The 14,440-nt window shown below is 60.1% G+C and carries 16 protein-coding genes; 14 read left to right on the forward strand and 2 right to left on the reverse strand.

What is annotated here, in order from left to right:
• Positions 1-198: 198 nt before the first annotated feature.
• Genes purC through FHT93_RS02360 form a run of 5 tightly spaced genes read left to right on the forward strand, consistent with a single transcriptional unit; the run spans position 199 to position 2,918 of the window.
• Complete coding sequence (gene purC / locus FHT93_RS02340) at positions 199-963, forward strand: phosphoribosylaminoimidazolesuccinocarboxamide synthase (RefSeq protein WP_007826228.1); 765 nt, start codon at positions 199-201, stop codon at positions 961-963.
• Between the two features lie 20 nt (positions 964-983).
• Positions 984-1,226, forward strand: coding sequence for a phosphoribosylformylglycinamidine synthase subunit PurS (purS, locus tag FHT93_RS02345; protein WP_007826230.1), 243 nt, complete (start codon positions 984-986; stop codon positions 1,224-1,226).
• A gap of 45 nt (positions 1,227-1,271) precedes the next feature.
• Positions 1,272-1,823: an RNA 2'-phosphotransferase gene (locus tag FHT93_RS02350; protein WP_183845996.1), complete on the forward strand. Its 552-nt coding sequence runs from the start codon at positions 1,272-1,274 to the stop codon at positions 1,821-1,823.
• The gene (gene purQ, locus FHT93_RS02355) at positions 1,820-2,491 is read left to right on the forward strand and encodes a phosphoribosylformylglycinamidine synthase subunit PurQ (RefSeq protein WP_112968194.1); all 672 of its coding nucleotides are present in this window, start codon (positions 1,820-1,822) and stop codon (positions 2,489-2,491) included. The genes FHT93_RS02350 and purQ overlap by 4 nt, the downstream gene beginning before the upstream one ends.
• Before the next feature lie 22 nt (positions 2,492-2,513).
• On the forward strand, positions 2,514-2,918 hold the full coding sequence (locus tag FHT93_RS02360; RefSeq protein WP_183845997.1) for a hypothetical protein: 405 nt from the start codon (positions 2,514-2,516) through the stop codon (positions 2,916-2,918).
• 93 nt (positions 2,919-3,011) lie between these two features.
• Here FHT93_RS02360 and FHT93_RS02365 read toward each other — a convergent pair whose 3' ends face one another.
• Entirely contained in the window at positions 3,012-3,272 is a 261-nt protein-coding gene (locus FHT93_RS02365; protein ID WP_183845998.1) for a DUF1127 domain-containing protein, read from the reverse strand.
• 80 nt (positions 3,273-3,352) lie between these two features.
• On the opposite strand from FHT93_RS02365, the gene FHT93_RS02370 reads away from it, so the two are divergent.
• The 4 genes from FHT93_RS02370 to FHT93_RS02385 all read left to right on the forward strand — a co-directional run bounded on the left by FHT93_RS02370 (position 3,353) and on the right by FHT93_RS02385 (position 8,202).
• Positions 3,353-4,771 carry a PLP-dependent aminotransferase family protein gene (locus tag FHT93_RS02370; protein WP_112547743.1) on the forward strand — a complete coding sequence of 473 codons (1,419 nt, stop codon included), beginning with the start codon at positions 3,353-3,355 and terminating at the stop codon, positions 4,769-4,771.
• Between the two features lie 125 nt (positions 4,772-4,896).
• A complete protein-coding gene (locus tag FHT93_RS02375; RefSeq protein WP_183845999.1) occupies positions 4,897-5,475 on the forward strand; it encodes an acyloxyacyl hydrolase in 579 nt (192 codons plus the stop codon).
• Between the two features lie 239 nt (positions 5,476-5,714).
• Positions 5,715-7,949, forward strand: a complete 2,235-nt coding sequence (gene purL, locus FHT93_RS02380; protein ID WP_183846000.1) for a phosphoribosylformylglycinamidine synthase subunit PurL — start codon at positions 5,715-5,717, stop codon at positions 7,947-7,949.
• Between the two features lie 19 nt (positions 7,950-7,968).
• On the forward strand, positions 7,969-8,202 hold the full coding sequence (locus FHT93_RS02385) for a BolA family transcriptional regulator (RefSeq protein WP_010010652.1): 234 nt from the start codon (positions 7,969-7,971) through the stop codon (positions 8,200-8,202).
• Positions 8,203-8,338: 136 nt separating this feature from the next.
• Here the strand turns inward: FHT93_RS02385 and FHT93_RS02390 are convergent, their stop codons facing one another.
• Positions 8,339-9,484, reverse strand: a complete 1,146-nt coding sequence (locus FHT93_RS02390) for a hypothetical protein (RefSeq protein WP_183846001.1) — start codon at positions 9,482-9,484, stop codon at positions 8,339-8,341.
• 166 nt (positions 9,485-9,650) lie between these two features.
• Here FHT93_RS02390 and FHT93_RS02395 point away from each other — a divergent pair, with 166 nt between their 5' ends.
• The 5 genes from FHT93_RS02395 (at position 9,651) to hisC (ending at position 14,417) form a co-directional block, all read left to right on the forward strand.
• A complete protein-coding gene (locus FHT93_RS02395; RefSeq protein WP_112968200.1) occupies positions 9,651-9,884 on the forward strand; it encodes a hypothetical protein in 234 nt (77 codons plus the stop codon).
• A gap of 204 nt (positions 9,885-10,088) precedes the next feature.
• Positions 10,089-10,427 (forward strand): Grx4 family monothiol glutaredoxin, encoded by a 339-nt coding sequence (gene grxD / locus FHT93_RS02400; RefSeq protein WP_112547748.1) that lies wholly within the window; start codon positions 10,089-10,091, stop codon positions 10,425-10,427.
• A 137-nt stretch (positions 10,428-10,564) separates the two neighbouring features.
• The gene (locus FHT93_RS02405) at positions 10,565-11,812 is read left to right on the forward strand and encodes a multidrug effflux MFS transporter (RefSeq protein WP_113148262.1); all 1,248 of its coding nucleotides are present in this window, start codon (positions 10,565-10,567) and stop codon (positions 11,810-11,812) included.
• Positions 11,813-11,945: 133 nt separating this feature from the next.
• A complete protein-coding gene (locus tag FHT93_RS02410) occupies positions 11,946-13,226 on the forward strand; it encodes a multidrug effflux MFS transporter (protein ID WP_113148193.1) in 1,281 nt (426 codons plus the stop codon).
• A gap of 132 nt (positions 13,227-13,358) precedes the next feature.
• Positions 13,359-14,417, forward strand: coding sequence for a histidinol-phosphate transaminase (gene hisC / locus FHT93_RS02415; protein WP_183846002.1), 1,059 nt, complete (start codon positions 13,359-13,361; stop codon positions 14,415-14,417).
• Positions 14,418-14,440: the final 23 nt, after the last annotated feature.

Raw genomic sequence — 14,440 nt, forward strand, 5'->3', positions numbered from 1 at the left:
ATTCCACCGTAAAGAAAAAGGCGGTAGTCTCCTCCTGGCAAGATTTCGATTCTCTTTGCGGTTTTCCCGCCCAAGGCCGGAAACCGGGGAAGGAGTGACAGGCGGATTGTGAAACTCTCTCTTTTCCTTTAAGGGGACGCCACGAGATCGATCCACGCGCACTATCCCAAGAGCGCCAACAGTTAGAGAATAACCACAATGAACCGTCGCCGCCGTATCTACGAGGGCAAGGCAAAGATTCTGTATGAGGGACCTGAACCGGGCACGCTGATCCAGTTCTTCAAGGACGATGCCACTGCTTTCAACAAGAAGAAACACGAAGTCATTGATGGCAAGGGCGTCCTCAACAATCGTATTTCTGAATATATCTTCAGCCATCTGAACAAGATCGGCATTCCCACCCACTTCATCCGCCGGCTCAACATGCGCGAGCAGCTGATCAAGGAAGTGGAGATGATCCCGCTCGAGATCGTCGTGCGCAATGTCGCCGCCGGCTCGCTCGCCAAGCGCCTCGGCATCGAGGAAGGCGTGGTATTGCCGCGTTCGATCATCGAATTCTATTACAAGTCGGATGCGCTCGAGGACCCGATGGTCTCCGAAGAGCACATCACCGCCTTCGGCTGGGCCAATCCGGCCGAGCTCGATGACATCATGGCGCTCGCCATCCGCGTCAACGACTTCATGACCGGCCTCTTCCTCGGCGTCGGCATCCAACTCGTCGATTTCAAGATCGAATGCGGCCGCCTCTTCGAAGGCGACATGATGCGCATCATCCTGGCTGACGAAATCTCGCCGGACAGCTGCCGCCTCTGGGATATCGAGACACACAAGAAGATGGACAAGGACCTCTTCCGCCGCGATATGGGCGGTCTGCTGGAAGCCTATTCCGAAGTTGCCCGCCGTCTCGGCATCATCAATGAAAACGAGCCCGTGCGCGGCACAGGCCCCGTTCTGGTCAAGTAAGTAAAAGCAGGGAAAAACACGTGATCAAGGCTCGCGTCACCGTCACGCTGAAAAACGGCGTTCTCGATCCTCAGGGCAAGGCCATCGAAGGCGCGCTCGGCGCCCTCGGCTTCGGCGGCGTCGGCCATGTCCGCCAGGGCAAGGTTTTCGACCTCGAGCTCGAAGGCACCGACAAGGCCAAGGCTGAGGCGGATCTCAAGGCCATGTGCGAAAAGCTGCTCGCAAACACGGTCATCGAGAATTACGCGATCGCGATCGACTGACGATCATAGGCCCGCCGCATTGGCGGGCCTTCAGGATGAAGCGTCATGCGGGCAAAGCTGGAGACGGAAGTCTCGAAATTCATGAGCTATGTTTTGCGCCATGCGCCGGAAGCCGCAGGCCTGGCGCTCGATGCCGAGGGATGGGTATCCTTCGATGATTTCGAAAGGGCGGTGACATCGAAATATGATGTCACCCGCGACGATATTATCGGGATCATCGAAAACAGCCCGAAGAAGCGCTTTGCGCTGGTCGATAACAGAATTCGCGCCAATCAGGGCCATAGTGTCGAAGTCGATCTGGCATTGAAGGCGGTCGAGCCGCCGGCAATACTCTTTCACGGCACGTCGCTGCTGAACTGGCCGCTGATCGAGCGCGAAGGCCTGAAGAAGATGGAACGGCATCACGTCCATCTCTCTGCGGATGCGCAGACGGCGAAGGTCGTTGCAACGCGCCGCAAGGGCGACCATATAATCCTGCGTGTAGACGCAGCCCGCATGTTTTCAGAAGGGCATTCTTTCTTTGTCTCGGACAATGGAGTATGGCTCGCCGAAAGCGTTCCAGTTCAATATCTTTCGCCAAATGCGGGGACCTTATGAAATCAGCCGTCGTTCAACTTCCGGGCCTCAATCGCGATCGTGACATGATCGCCGCTCTCACCAAGATCTCCGGTCATCAGCCGGTGACGATCTGGCAGACGGAGACGGAAATCCCTGACGTCGACCTGATCGTCATTCCCGGCGGCTTCTCCTACGGTGATTATCTGCGTTGCGGCGCCATTGCTGCCCGCATGCCGGTCATGCAGGCAATCATCGAGAAGGCGAACCAGGGCGTGAAGGTGCTGGGTGTCTGCAACGGCTTCCAGATCCTCGTCGAGGCCGGCCTGCTGCCGGGCGCGTTGATGCGCAACGCCTCGCTGAAATTCGTCTGCCGCGAGATCAAGCTCGAAGTCGTCAATGCCGAAACGGATTTCTCCCGTGCCTATGCAAAGGGCCAGATCATCCGTTGCCCCGTCGCCCATCACGACGGCAACTATTTTGCCGATACGGAAACGCTGGCCGCCATCGAAGGCAACGGCCAGGTCGTTTTCCGCTATGCCGATGGCACCAACCCGAATGGTTCGGTCAACGACATTGCCGGCGTCATGAATACCAAGGGCAATGTTCTCGGCATGATGCCGCATCCGGAAAATCTCATCGAAGCCGCCCATGGCGGTTCGGATGGCCGCGGCCTCTTTGCCTCGGCGCTCGACGTCATCGCCGCCTGATTTCTGCCGAAGAGCAAGATAGATGCGCCCTCGCCTTTTCGCAGTCGTCACTAACGCCGCTGCCTTTGCCGCCCTTGCCGCGCTCGTCGCTGCCTGCCAGTCCTCGACACCTGTAACGGGGCCGGACCGGAGCGCGTTGTCGACCATGGAGCGTGTGGCGCTCGGCGCCAATAGCTGCTGGTTCAAGTCGGGCGACGCAGCTTTCGCCGCTTACAGGCTCGCACCGGAACTCAATTCCTTCTCCGGCCGCCCGCGCATCCTCGTGGTGCACAAGGGCAGCCCGGAAAGCCGGCCGCTGCTCGTGGTGCAGGCCGAAGGCAATCCGGCCAAGATGCAGGCCTTCGGTCCGATGATGTCCGAGCCGGCCGCCGGTCGCATCGCTGCCGACGTCACCCGCTGGTCGGGCGGCAACCGCGCCTGCAGCTAGAGCAATTCAGCAAAATCGTGCAGCGGTTCTGCGCCCGGAATTGCCTGAAATAATGGATGGAGCATTTCCCGTTTTCGAGAAAAGGGAAATGCTTCAGCCTTGATCCCAGAAAAACGACTTGCTGACCTCGCGTGCGGCATCGGAGTGCGACAGGCCGATATCCTTGAGCTGATCCGCCGTCAGTCCGCGTAGCGCCCGGCGTCCCTCCCGCTTCTGGCGCCACAGAAGCAAGCTTGCCCACAAGCGGCCGAGCTGAGTCGTGGCCGGTGTCTGCCTCGGGAGGACAATTTCGTGCGGGCTATCGATAGAGACAATCGATACAATATCACCCTTCATTTGAGGTACAACGGACATCCCTTGCTCCTGTTGTTTCCGTCTTCGTGATTGTCACATAGTCTTGACAGTGTTAGGGTGACAATCTATTCATTGTCACCATGACAAATTGGCTCCCAGATCTCTCGCAGGGCTCCGGCCCGGTCTATATGCGGCTCGCGGACAATATCGAATCCGCCATTGCTTCCGGTGCCTTGCCGGCAGGCAGCAAGCTGCCGCCGCAGCGAAATCTTGCCTATGACATCGGGGTGACAATCGGAACAATCGGTCGTGCCTATGCACTGGTCCATGAGCGCGGTCTCGTCGCCGGCGAAGTTGGCCGCGGCACCTATGTCCTCGACCGTGCCGATACGCCGCCGAGCGAGCAGGTGGATCCCGTTACACTTTCGCTGAGCGGCACCCGCATTGCGGATGCTCCGGCGAACAAGCTTCGCTTCGACACGACCGCCGCCCCCGATCTCGGTCAGGGCAAGATCATCGCCGGCATCATGGCAGAGATCGGCGAGCAGCATCTGGCGGAAATCTCCTCCTATTCGCGCAGCTTCCCGCGCAACTGGTTCGAAGCCGGCCGCCTGTGGCTGGCCCGTGCCGGCTGGTCGCCGGACGTCGAAAACGTTGTTCCGACGCTCGGCGCGCATGCCGCCGCCATATCGGTCATAGCCGCCGTGTCTGCGCCCGGTGACAAGATCGTCTTCGAGAACCTCACCTATACGCAGGTCAGCCGCAGCGTCCGCCTCCTCGGCCGGCGCACGCTGACGGTGGAGTCGGATGAGAACGGTGTCATTCCCGAGGATTTCGAGCGGCTTTGCCTACAGCAGCATCCGAAGCTGATCTTCCTGATGCCGACGGTCCACAATCCGACGCTTGCCATCATGCCCTACGAACGGCGCGTCGCCATTGCCGATATCGCCAGGCGGCATGGTGTATGGATCATCGAGGATGATCTCTATGGCGGCATGGCCAATGACGCTACGCCGTTGCTCGCGGCAATCGCGCCCGATCGCACTTTCCTGGTCAACGGCCTGTCGAAGTCGGTTGCCGCCGGCGTGCGTGGCGGCTGGGTCGCCTGCCCGCCGCATTTCGCCCAGCGCATCAAGGTCACCCACAAGATGGTCACGGGCGGCCTGCCCTTCATCCTGGCCGAAACATGCGCGCGGCTGATCCAGAGCGGCAAGGCGCATGAGATCCGCAATGCAAGCGTTGCAGAGCTGTCAGTCCGTGTGAAGCTTGCGCGCGAGCAGTTGCAGGGTTTCGAGTTCGAATCCCATCCGCATGCGCCCTTCCTGTGGCTGAAACTTCCCGAGCCCTGGATGTCCGGCACGTTCAAGAACGCCGCCTACCGGGATGGCGTTCTGGTAGACGATGAGGATGAGTTCAAGGCGGCCCGTGGAGAGAAGGTCTATCACCGCGTGCGCATCGGAATCTCCTCGCCGAAGGATAGAAACGAGATGTTGTCAGGGCTTATGATATTGAAACGTCTACTGGAAAACGGCGGCTCCGCCTATGATGGGGAAATCTGACCTGTTGCAATTTGGTGTCAGGGCCGTGGAAACGACCGCAACTGGAACACCCGCGCTTTACCGCTGATACCCGGATGTTACCTCTGTCCCATTCCGCTGTTTAAGCGGGAATCAAAGGACAGCAGATGAAATCCGATTTCCGTTCATGCCTGCTACGCCTGTCGAGTATCGCGTCAGCCGCAGTTGTTGCCAGCAGCTTGGGAATGTCATCGGCGCATGCCGCAGGCAGGATCTTCGACGAATTGCGCTTCGGCGCCTCCGCCTCGGTTCAAGGTGGTCATTCCCGAGAAGACGGCGTTTTCCCGGAGATTACGGCCCTCTTCGATCCCTTCGGTTTCGAGCAGGCCACAGGCTGGAAGCAGCAGCTCATGCATCCGCGCGTCCATGTCGGCACGTCGATCGGCACTGAGGGCGAAGCGACACAGTTTTTCGCCGGTTTCACCTGGACCGTCGATCTCAGCGACAAGATCTTTGCCGAAGCCGGTTTCGGCGGCGTCATCCATACCGGTGATATCAGGGGCAATGACGACGGTCCGGATCTCGGCTGTCGCGTGCTCTTCCACGAATATCTCGGTGCCGGCTATCGTTTCACCAGCAATTGGAACCTGACGGCGCAGCTTGCGCATTCCTCGAATGCCAATCTCTGCGACGGTCCGAACGACGGCATGACCCGCGCCGGACTGATGGTCGGCTACAAATTCTGATCGGCCGCGACCGTTCACGACATGGCTGCGAATTCTTTGATACCTGCCCCCTGTTGATGGCAGGCATTTTCCTGTCGCGCGCACTTCCTACATAAGCTAAAGACACGACAAACGCGCTGGGGCATGTCTGTTTTCCGTAAATCACAGGCACGCTCCATCTCTTTGTTTTCACGCAATCCGAATGCAAAACCGCTGCGCACTTTTGTTGGATTGCTCTAGGCAGGGATTTTCGAGAGCTCATGACCATTCCAAACACCATCCAGATCACGCCGGAACTCATCGCTTCCCACGGCCTCAAGCCGGATGAATACCAGCGCATTCTGGATCTGATCGGCCGCGAACCGAGTTTTACCGAGCTTGGCATCTTCTCGGCCATGTGGAACGAGCACTGCTCCTACAAATCCTCCAAGAAGTGGCTGCGCACCCTGCCGACCAAGGGACCGCGCGTCATCCAGGGACCCGGCGAAAATGCTGGTGTCGTCGATATCGATGACGGCGATTGCGTCGTCTTCAAGATGGAGAGCCACAACCACCCCTCCTATATCGAGCCCTATCAGGGCGCTGCGACCGGTGTCGGCGGCATTCTGCGCGACGTCTTCACCATGGGCGCGCGCCCGATCGCTGCCATGAACGCGCTGCGTTTTGGCGAGCCGGATCATCCCAAGACCCGCCATCTCGTCGCCGGCGTCGTTGCCGGTGTCGGCGGCTACGGCAATTCCTTCGGCGTGCCGACGGTCGGCGGTGAAGTGGAATTCGACGCCCGCTATAACGGCAACATCCTCGTCAACGCCTTTGCCGCCGGTCTCGCAAAGTCCAACGCCATCTTCCTGTCGGAAGCCAAGGGTGTGGGCCTGCCCGTCGTTTATCTCGGTGCCAAGACCGGCCGCGACGGTGTCGGCGGCGCCACCATGGCTTCGGCCGAATTCGACGAGTCGATCGAGGAAAAGCGCCCCACCGTTCAGGTCGGCGACCCCTTCACCGAAAAGTGCCTTCTCGAAGCCTGCCTCGAACTGATGAAGACCGGCGCCGTCATCGCCATCCAGGACATGGGTGCCGCCGGCCTCACCTGCTCGGCCGTCGAAATGGGCGCCAAGGGCGACCTCGGTATCCTGCTCGAACTCGACAAGGTGCCGGTGCGCGAAGAGCGCATGACCGCCTATGAGATGATGCTGTCGGAAAGCCAGGAGCGTATGCTCATGGTTCTGCAGCCGGAAAAGGAAGAGGAAGCCAAGGCGATCTTCGTCAAATGGGGCCTCGATTTCGCGATCGTCGGCAAGACCACGGACGATCTGCGTTTCCGCGTCATGCATCAGGGTGAGGAAGTCGCGAACCTGCCGATCAAGGATCTCGGCGATCAGGCGCCGGAATATGACCGCCCGTGGCGCGAATCCGACAAGCGCGCGCCCCTGCCCGCCAACCTCGTCGCCGCTCCCGGGAATTACAACGAAGCGCTGCTGCAACTCGTCGGTTCCGCCAACCAGTCCAGCCGCCGCTGGGTCTACGAACAGTATGACACGCTGATCCAGGGCAATTCGCTGCAACTCCCCGGCGGCGACGCCGGCGTCGTGCGCGTCGAGGGTCATCCGCTGAAGGCGCTGGCCTTCTCCTCCGATGTCACCCCACGCTACGTCGAGGCCGATCCTTTCGAAGGCGGCAAGCAGGCCGTGGCTGAATGCTGGCGCAACATTACCGCAACCGGCGCCCTGCCGCTGGCGGCCACCGACAACCTCAATTTCGGCAATCCCGAAAAGCCGGAAATCATGGGTCAGTTCGTCGGCGCCGTGAAGGGCATCGACGAAGCCTGCCGTGCACTCGATTTCCCGATCGTCTCCGGTAACGTCTCGCTCTATAACGAGACCAATGGTGTCGCGATCCTCCCGACCCCGACCATTGCGGGCGTAGGCCTGATGCCCGACTGGCGCAAGATGGCCCGCATCGGCAGCGCTGTCGAAGGCGACAAGGTTGTTCTTATCGGCACCGACGGCAGCCATCTCGGCCAGTCGATCTATCTGCGCGATATCGTCGGCAGCACCGAAGGTCCGGCTCCCGAAGTCGATCTTTTCGCTGAACGCCGCAACGGCGATTTCGTCCGCTCGGTTATCCGCAATGGCCAGGCGACCGCCTGCCACGATATTTCCTCAGGCGGCCTCGTGCTGGCGCTCGCTGAAATGGCGATGGCCTCGGGCAAGGGCCTCGACATCAGCCTCAGCGAAGGCAAGGGTGCGGCCCATGCCCTGCTCTTCGGCGAGGATCAGGCGCGTTACGTTCTGACGGTTCCTGGTGATGTCGCCGATTTCGTCTGTGCCAATGCAGAAGGCGCCGGCGTTCCCTTCCGCCGCCTCGGCACCGTCAAGGGCGATGCCCTCGTCGTCGACGATCTGATTGCACTGCCGATTCAGCAATTGCGCGATGCACATGAATCGTGGTTCCCTGATTTCATGGATGGCCGCGGCGAGCTTGTCGCTGCGGAATAATGTGCAAGGAGTAACGATCATGGCCATGAAACCCGGTGACATCGAAGACATGATCAAGGCCGGGATTCCCGGTGCCAAGGTAACGATCCGCGATCTGGCGGGTGACGGCGATCATTACGCTGCCGAAGTCGTCGCGGAAGTCTTTCGCGGCAAGAGCCGCGTCCAGCAGCACCAGATGGTCTATGAGGCGCTGAAGGGCAATATGGGCGGCGTCCTGCATGCCCTCGCCCTGCAAACCTCGGCGCCGGATTGACATGCTGGCTTCGGCCGACTGAGGATCTGAAATGAACAGACCCGGCTGGAAGGCTTCTTCCGCCGGGTCTCTTTGTTTTGAAACGGAAGCGATCGGTTTCGAAAGTACGCCTCTTCGCCCTTTCTTTACTGAGCTCTCAGGCCGGCAGCTTGTCGTGCTCGGGATCGGCAAAGACCGATGCCGGCATTGGGCCTGCGGTCAGCAGCGTGAAATCGAAGGAGGATTTCTTGTCCGGACCCAGCACATACTGGCGATGAACGCGTAACTGATCCTTGCGGATCTTCTTGTAGTGCTCCGGTGTCAGCATCTGCCGTACGCGGATATGGATCATGCGCGCTTGCGGCGCGTCCGGATGGCCGGACACGCTGACGACAGGCACCTTGTAGAAATTGATCGAGTCCGTCAGGCACTGCACATCGAGCCAGAAAATATCCGGGCACCGCGCAATCAGCCCGACGCGCGAGCGCAGGAGTGTCGCAGACGACATCAGCGCGCATTGCAGGATCGCGCAGCCAAGTGTGGCAAACACCACCCGCTTGCCCTTGAAGACATCCGGCTCCCGCTCCAGCAGAATGCCGACGACATGGGCCGCAACGCTGGAGCCCATGCTGTGCGAGGAGATGACATATTCATCGGCCTCTTCGTTGAGTGCTGCCCGCATCGATGTCGCGCATTGTTCGAGCCAGTCGTTGAAAACAGGCTTGTCCATGCGTGCGAGCGCCACGGCCATCTCCCAGTCAGCAAAAAGATGCAGCGTGTGGAAGCGCTCCGAGAACGGCAGGAAGCCGAAGATGAAGAAGATGGCCGCGAGCGGCGCGCTCCAGCCGATGTGCCAGACGGGTAGTCCGAGCAAATATTGCAGCGTCAGGATCTGCAGCGTGACGACGATTGCGAGAGCCGTCAGCAGGAAGGGAAAGATGAAGAAGAGGCCAAAGCGCCAGGCATGCCGGAAATAGCCGGCCATGCCGCCCTCGCGCACAACCTGCCAGAAGCTTGCAAAGCCCGCCGCGATGCGGCTTGCCGTATTGCCGGCGCGCAACCGCTGCACCAGCTCGTCATGGTCGAAGACATGGACGCGGGTCTGCGTCTGCCAGCCATCGGCGCGGGTGCCGACATCGAAGGAAATATAGGGACCGGCATCGGCAGTACCCGTCTCGATGTTATAGCCCCAGACGGATGCGCTTTGCCTTGCGGTACGCTCATACCGCGCCCGGTGCGCTGCGCCATCAAGTGGTTCAAATCCGGGGAAATGCAGCACAACCCGCTTGTCGATGAGTTTCATAGTCTTTTTCTTCTTTCCGGCGGGTTGAGTGCGCCGTTGCCAGGATGACGGGTTCGCCTGAAAATACGGCGAAAAACCGGATAAAACCGTCGAGCCGTCTTGCTAAGCGAACTCTTCCGGAATTCAATAGGGGCAGCTGCGTTTCGGCAGGGTCGAGGGGGATTTTGTGGGCAATCTCGTGAATGAACTGGTGTCAGGCGTCGTCAATAGCGTGCTGAAGGAAATCCTGAAGAAGACAACGGGCCGTACCACCACAACCAAGCGCAAGCGCCGCAAGGCAGCGTCTGCAACGGCGAGCCGCACCACCCGCAAGGCAACGCCGGTGAGTCGCAAGCCTGCTCGCAAGCAGGTCAGCAAGCGCCGCACGGCAGCAGGCCGCAGCAGGCAGCGCCGCGCCTAGAGCCTTTTCCACCGATACCGAGATTGAGCCGATCAAGGTCTATCGCAACGAGGCGTAACGCATAGGCAACAACCTGTGCCGCTAAGTGTCGCGGATTGGTCTTTTTTTGGTTTTCGCGGGTGGAATTCCGGCTTCCACATGCTATCTAAGGAAAACGATTGAAACGGCGGGCCTTTAACCTGCCTGTTGAAAGGATTAGGTCCCATGAGCGGTATCAACGAATTCATCGAAAACGAGATCAAGAGCAACGACGTCGTCCTCTTCATGAAGGGCACGCCGCAGTTTCCGCAGTGCGGTTTCTCCGGTCAGGTCGTCCAGATCCTCGATTACATCGGTGTCGACTACAAGGGCATCAACGTGCTCGCCGATTCGGAAATCCGCCAGGGCATCAAGGATTACTCCAACTGGCCGACGATCCCCCAGCTCTACGTCAAGGGCGAGTTCATCGGCGGCTGCGACATCGTCCGGGAAATGTTCCAGGCCGGTGAGCTCCAGCAGCACCTCCAGGAAAACGGCGTCACGGTCAAGACCGCCGTCGCCTGATCGGTCACCGGGCGTCCGTCCGGTTTCCAAATCTGTATCTTGAGTTCGAGGCGCTGCGCCAAGCAGCGCCTTGACCTGTTTATGGGAATTTCATTGTGACAGATTCATCACAAGCCATGTCCGCGGGTCGGCTGCCCATGGGCAAGCTGGAATTTATCGCGCTTGCGGCTTTCCTGATGGCAGTCAACTCGCTGGCCATCGACATCATGCTGCCCGCACTGCAGCAGATCGGCTCCAGCCTCGGCGTCGAGAACGAAAATCATCGCCAGTATGTCGTTTCCGCCTATCTTTTCGGCTTCGGTCTCGCCCAGCTTTTCTACGGTCCCCTTTCCGATCGCTTCGGCCGCCGTGTTCCGCTGCTGATCGGTCTCGGCATTTACGTCGTTGCCGCCTTCGGCATCGCTGTGGTCCCGACCTTTGCCGGGCTTCTGACGCTGCGCTTCATTCAGGGGCTAGGTTCTGCCGCCACTCGCGTCATTACTATTTCCATCGTCCGCGATGTCTACGGCGGAAGGCAGATGGCGGAAGTCATGTCGCTTATCATGATGGTCTTCATGGTCGTGCCGGTCATTGCACCGGGCAGCGGCCAGATCATCATGCTCGTGAGCACCTGGCACATGATCTTCGTCTTCATCGGCACCATGGCGACGGCCGTCGGCATCTGGATGTATCTGCGCCTGCCGGAAACACTTGATCCCGCCAATGTCCGTCCGTTCACGGTCCGCTCGGTGGCGCAGGGCTTTGCGATCTTCTTTTCCAACCGCATCGCTCTCTGTTACACCATTGCCAGCACGATCCTCTTCGGCGCGCTGTTCGGCTTCATCAACTCTGCCCAGCAGATCTATGTCGGCATCTACGGTCTCGGCGTCTACATGCCCGTCGCCTTTGCCGGAGTGGCGCTGTTCATGGCCTTCTCGTCCTTCATCAATTCTCAGCTGGTCGGCCGTTTCGGCATGCGCCGCCTCTCGCACGCATCCCTTCTCGGTTTCTGCGGCTTGAGTTTCATCTGGCTGATGGTGCAGATATCAGGGCCGCAGCCGATGCCTTTCCCGATCTTCATCGTCTTCTTCGCGCTGGTGATGTTCCAGTTCGGCTGGATCGGCTCTAACTTCAATTCGCTCGCCATGGAGCCGCTCGGCCATCTCGCCGGCACGGCTTCCTCGGTCATCGGCTTCATGAGCACGATCGGCGGCGCATTGATCGGAGCCATGGTCGGACAGGCCTTCGACGGCACGGCAACGCCGATGATCGCCGGCTACTTCGGCGTCTCGCTGATCGGTATCGTCTTCGTGCTGATTGCAGAAAAGGGCCGGCTGTTCAGGGCGCAGCATGCGCCGCTGTCGAAGGATGCATCACTTTCCAGCTTCAACGATATCGGGCACTGAGATCAGGCGCCCATATCAGCACTGAAGCTTTCAGACACATCAGGCGGCGGCACAAATTGGTAGGGGTTCGCCGCCCTCCCACACAATATTCGGCCGTTTTCCGGCCGCTCTTCCGTCATTCAGGGGGATACGGATGACTCCGACGCACAAACCGCACACGGAAAACCAGGGTTCTGCCCGCATTGGCATGGGCTTCTTCGAATTCGTGGTGACCATCGCCATCATGACCGCCAGCATTGCCATGGCAATCGACAGCATGCTGCCGGCGCTGCCCAATATCGGCCATTCGCTGGGTGTTACCAGCAACAATGATGCGCAGCTCGTCATCGGCGTCTTCTTCTTGGGCTTCGGCGCATCCCAGATCATATTCGGCAGCCTGTCGGATGCCTTCGGCCGCCGCAACATCCTGCTTGGCGGCCTTGCCTGCTACGTGGTCGGCATGTTTGCCGCTGCGGCCACCGGCAGTTTCGAAATGCTGCTGATCATGCGCTTCGTTCAGGGCATCGGCGGCGCGGCCGTGCGCATCACCACCATGGCGATCGTCCGCGATTGCTTCGGTGGCCGTGAGATGGCGCGAGTCATGTCCTATGTCATGATCGTCTTCATGATCGTGCCGATCGTCGCCCCCTCTGTCGGCCAGCTCATTATCACCTATGCGCATTGGAACTGGATTTTCATCCTGCTCGGCATCGTCGCGACGATTCTCTTCGTCTGGGCGCTGCTGCGCCTGAAGGAATCGCTGCCGCCGGAAGAGCGCATTCCGCTGTCCGTTGGCGCTGTCGCCGATGGCTTCAGGACGGTTCTCACCAACCGCATCACCTGCGGCTACATGATCGGGCTCACCATGTTCACCGGCGTCATCAGCGCCTATGTGATCTCGGTTCAGCAGGTTTTCGGTGAGGTTTACGGCCTCGGCGACTGGTTGCCGATCGCCTTTGCCGCAACGGCAGGCGGCATCGCCGTTGCCAACTTCCTGAACGGCATGCTGGTGCGCACCTTCGGCATGCGCCGCATCTCGCATGCTGCCATGCTGCTTTTCACTATCGTCTCGGCGGTCGGCTTTGTCGCAGCACTTGGCGGCACCCCGTCCTTCGCCTTCTCCTACGCCCTGTTCTCGATCCTGCTGATGATGTTTGCCGTCATCGCCACCAATTTCACCGCGATCAGCCTGGAGCCGATGGGCAATCTCGCCGGCACGGCAACGGCTGTCACCGGTTTCGTGTCGACGACATTCGGCGCCCTCCTCGGCGGCGGCGTCGGCCAGCTGTTCAACGGCACGGTCCAGCCGCTGTTCGGCGGTTTCGCGCTCTTCGGCGCGGTCACCGTCGTCATGGTTCTCTGGGCGGAAAAGGGCAAGCTGTTCACCCATCCCGGCGACAGCCCGCAACTCGACCCCGGTGCGGTTCACATGTAATGCTGCTTGAGGCCTAAAGCGTGCAGCGATCATTCAGCTTCGCTTGCCGCGTTTTAGGCTTTTGTTTTCGCAGTCGCTCTCGCAAGGCCGCTGCACGTTTATGTGCGACATGTCTTTGACCGGAAGTACACGATGAGCCGTTTCTGGAGCCCCCTTGTTCAATCCCTGACGCCTTACGTGGCGGGCGAACAGCCTGTCATTGAAGGGCTGGTGAAGCTCAACACCAATGAGAATCCTTACGGCCCTTCGCCGCGAGCCTTGGCGGCAATCTCGCAAGCCGTCAACGACACGCTGCGGCTCTATCCCGAGCCGACCGGCCTGAAACTGCGCCAGGCGATTGCCTCGAGTCATGATCTCGATCCCGGCGAAGTCTTTGTCGGCAATGGCTCGGACGAGGTTTTGGCCCATACGTTTCAGGCGCTCCTGAAGCACGAACTGCCCCTGCTCTATCCCGATATCACCTACAGCTTCTACCCGACCTATTGCGGTCTCTACGGCATCACCTTCCGCGAGATCCCGCTGGACGAGAAGATGCAGGTGCGCATCGAGGACTACCGCCAGCCCTGCGGCGCGATCATCCTGCCGAACCCGAATGCGCCGACCGGCTCGGCGTTGCCGCTTGCGGCGATCGAGGCGCTGGTACAGGAACATCCGGATCAGGTCGTCGTCATCGATGAAGCCTATGTGGATTTCGGTGGCCAGAGTGCCATTCCGCTCGTGCGGAAATATCCGAACCTGCTCGTCATCCAGACCTTCTCCAAATCGCGCGGCCTTGCCGGCCTGCGCGTCGGTTTCGCCGTCGGCCAGCGGCCGCTGATCGATGCGCTGGAACGGGTCAAGGACAGCTTCAATTCCTATCCGCTGGACAGGCTGACTCAGGCCGGTGCCGTGGCCTCCTGGGAGGACCAGGACTGGTTCGAGAAACATTGCGCGCTGATCGTCGCTAGCCGCGAGCGGTTGACCGCGGCCCTCGGCGAACTCGGCTTCGAGGTTCTGCCCTCCTCCGCCAATTTCGTCTTCGCTCGCCACAGCACCCGCGGCGGCGCCGAACTGGCTGCGGAGCTGCGCAAGCGTGCGGTGCTGGTCAGGAATTTCCGGGGGCAGCGCATCCAGGATTTCCTGCGCATCACCATCGGCACCGATGCCGAATGCGACACGCTCCTTGACGCATTGAAACAGATACTGGCCTGAGTTCGAACTCAGGCCAGTTCAGG

The sequence above is a fragment of the Rhizobium sp. BK379 genome, assembly GCF_014193955.1.
Lineage (GTDB): Bacteria > Pseudomonadota > Alphaproteobacteria > Rhizobiales > Rhizobiaceae > Rhizobium.

Excerpts from the sequence above, each read along its gene's own strand:
- purC (WP_007826228.1), top strand. The coding sequence starts at position 199 with ATGAACCGTCGCCGCCGTATCTACGAGGGCAAGGCAAAGATTCTGTAT.
- FHT93_RS02350 (WP_183845996.1), top strand. The coding sequence starts at position 1,272 with ATGCGGGCAAAGCTGGAGACGGAAGTCTCGAAATTCATGAGCTATGTT.
- purQ (WP_112968194.1), top strand. The coding sequence starts at position 1,820 with ATGAAATCAGCCGTCGTTCAACTTCCGGGCCTCAATCGCGATCGTGAC.
- FHT93_RS02360 (WP_183845997.1), top strand. The coding sequence starts at position 2,514 with ATGCGCCCTCGCCTTTTCGCAGTCGTCACTAACGCCGCTGCCTTTGCC.
- FHT93_RS02365 (WP_183845998.1), bottom strand. The coding sequence starts at position 3,272 with ATGTCCGTTGTACCTCAAATGAAGGGTGATATTGTATCGATTGTCTCT.
- FHT93_RS02370 (WP_112547743.1), top strand. The coding sequence starts at position 3,353 with ATGACAAATTGGCTCCCAGATCTCTCGCAGGGCTCCGGCCCGGTCTAT.
- FHT93_RS02375 (WP_183845999.1), top strand. The coding sequence starts at position 4,897 with ATGAAATCCGATTTCCGTTCATGCCTGCTACGCCTGTCGAGTATCGCG.
- purL (WP_183846000.1), top strand. The coding sequence starts at position 5,715 with ATGACCATTCCAAACACCATCCAGATCACGCCGGAACTCATCGCTTCC.
- FHT93_RS02385 (WP_010010652.1), top strand. The coding sequence starts at position 7,969 with ATGGCCATGAAACCCGGTGACATCGAAGACATGATCAAGGCCGGGATT.
- FHT93_RS02390 (WP_183846001.1), bottom strand. The coding sequence starts at position 9,484 with ATGAAACTCATCGACAAGCGGGTTGTGCTGCATTTCCCCGGATTTGAA.
- grxD (WP_112547748.1), top strand. The coding sequence starts at position 10,089 with ATGAGCGGTATCAACGAATTCATCGAAAACGAGATCAAGAGCAACGAC.
- FHT93_RS02405 (WP_113148262.1), top strand. The coding sequence starts at position 10,565 with ATGGGCAAGCTGGAATTTATCGCGCTTGCGGCTTTCCTGATGGCAGTC.
- FHT93_RS02410 (WP_113148193.1), top strand. The coding sequence starts at position 11,946 with ATGACTCCGACGCACAAACCGCACACGGAAAACCAGGGTTCTGCCCGC.
- hisC (WP_183846002.1), top strand. The coding sequence starts at position 13,359 with ATGAGCCGTTTCTGGAGCCCCCTTGTTCAATCCCTGACGCCTTACGTG.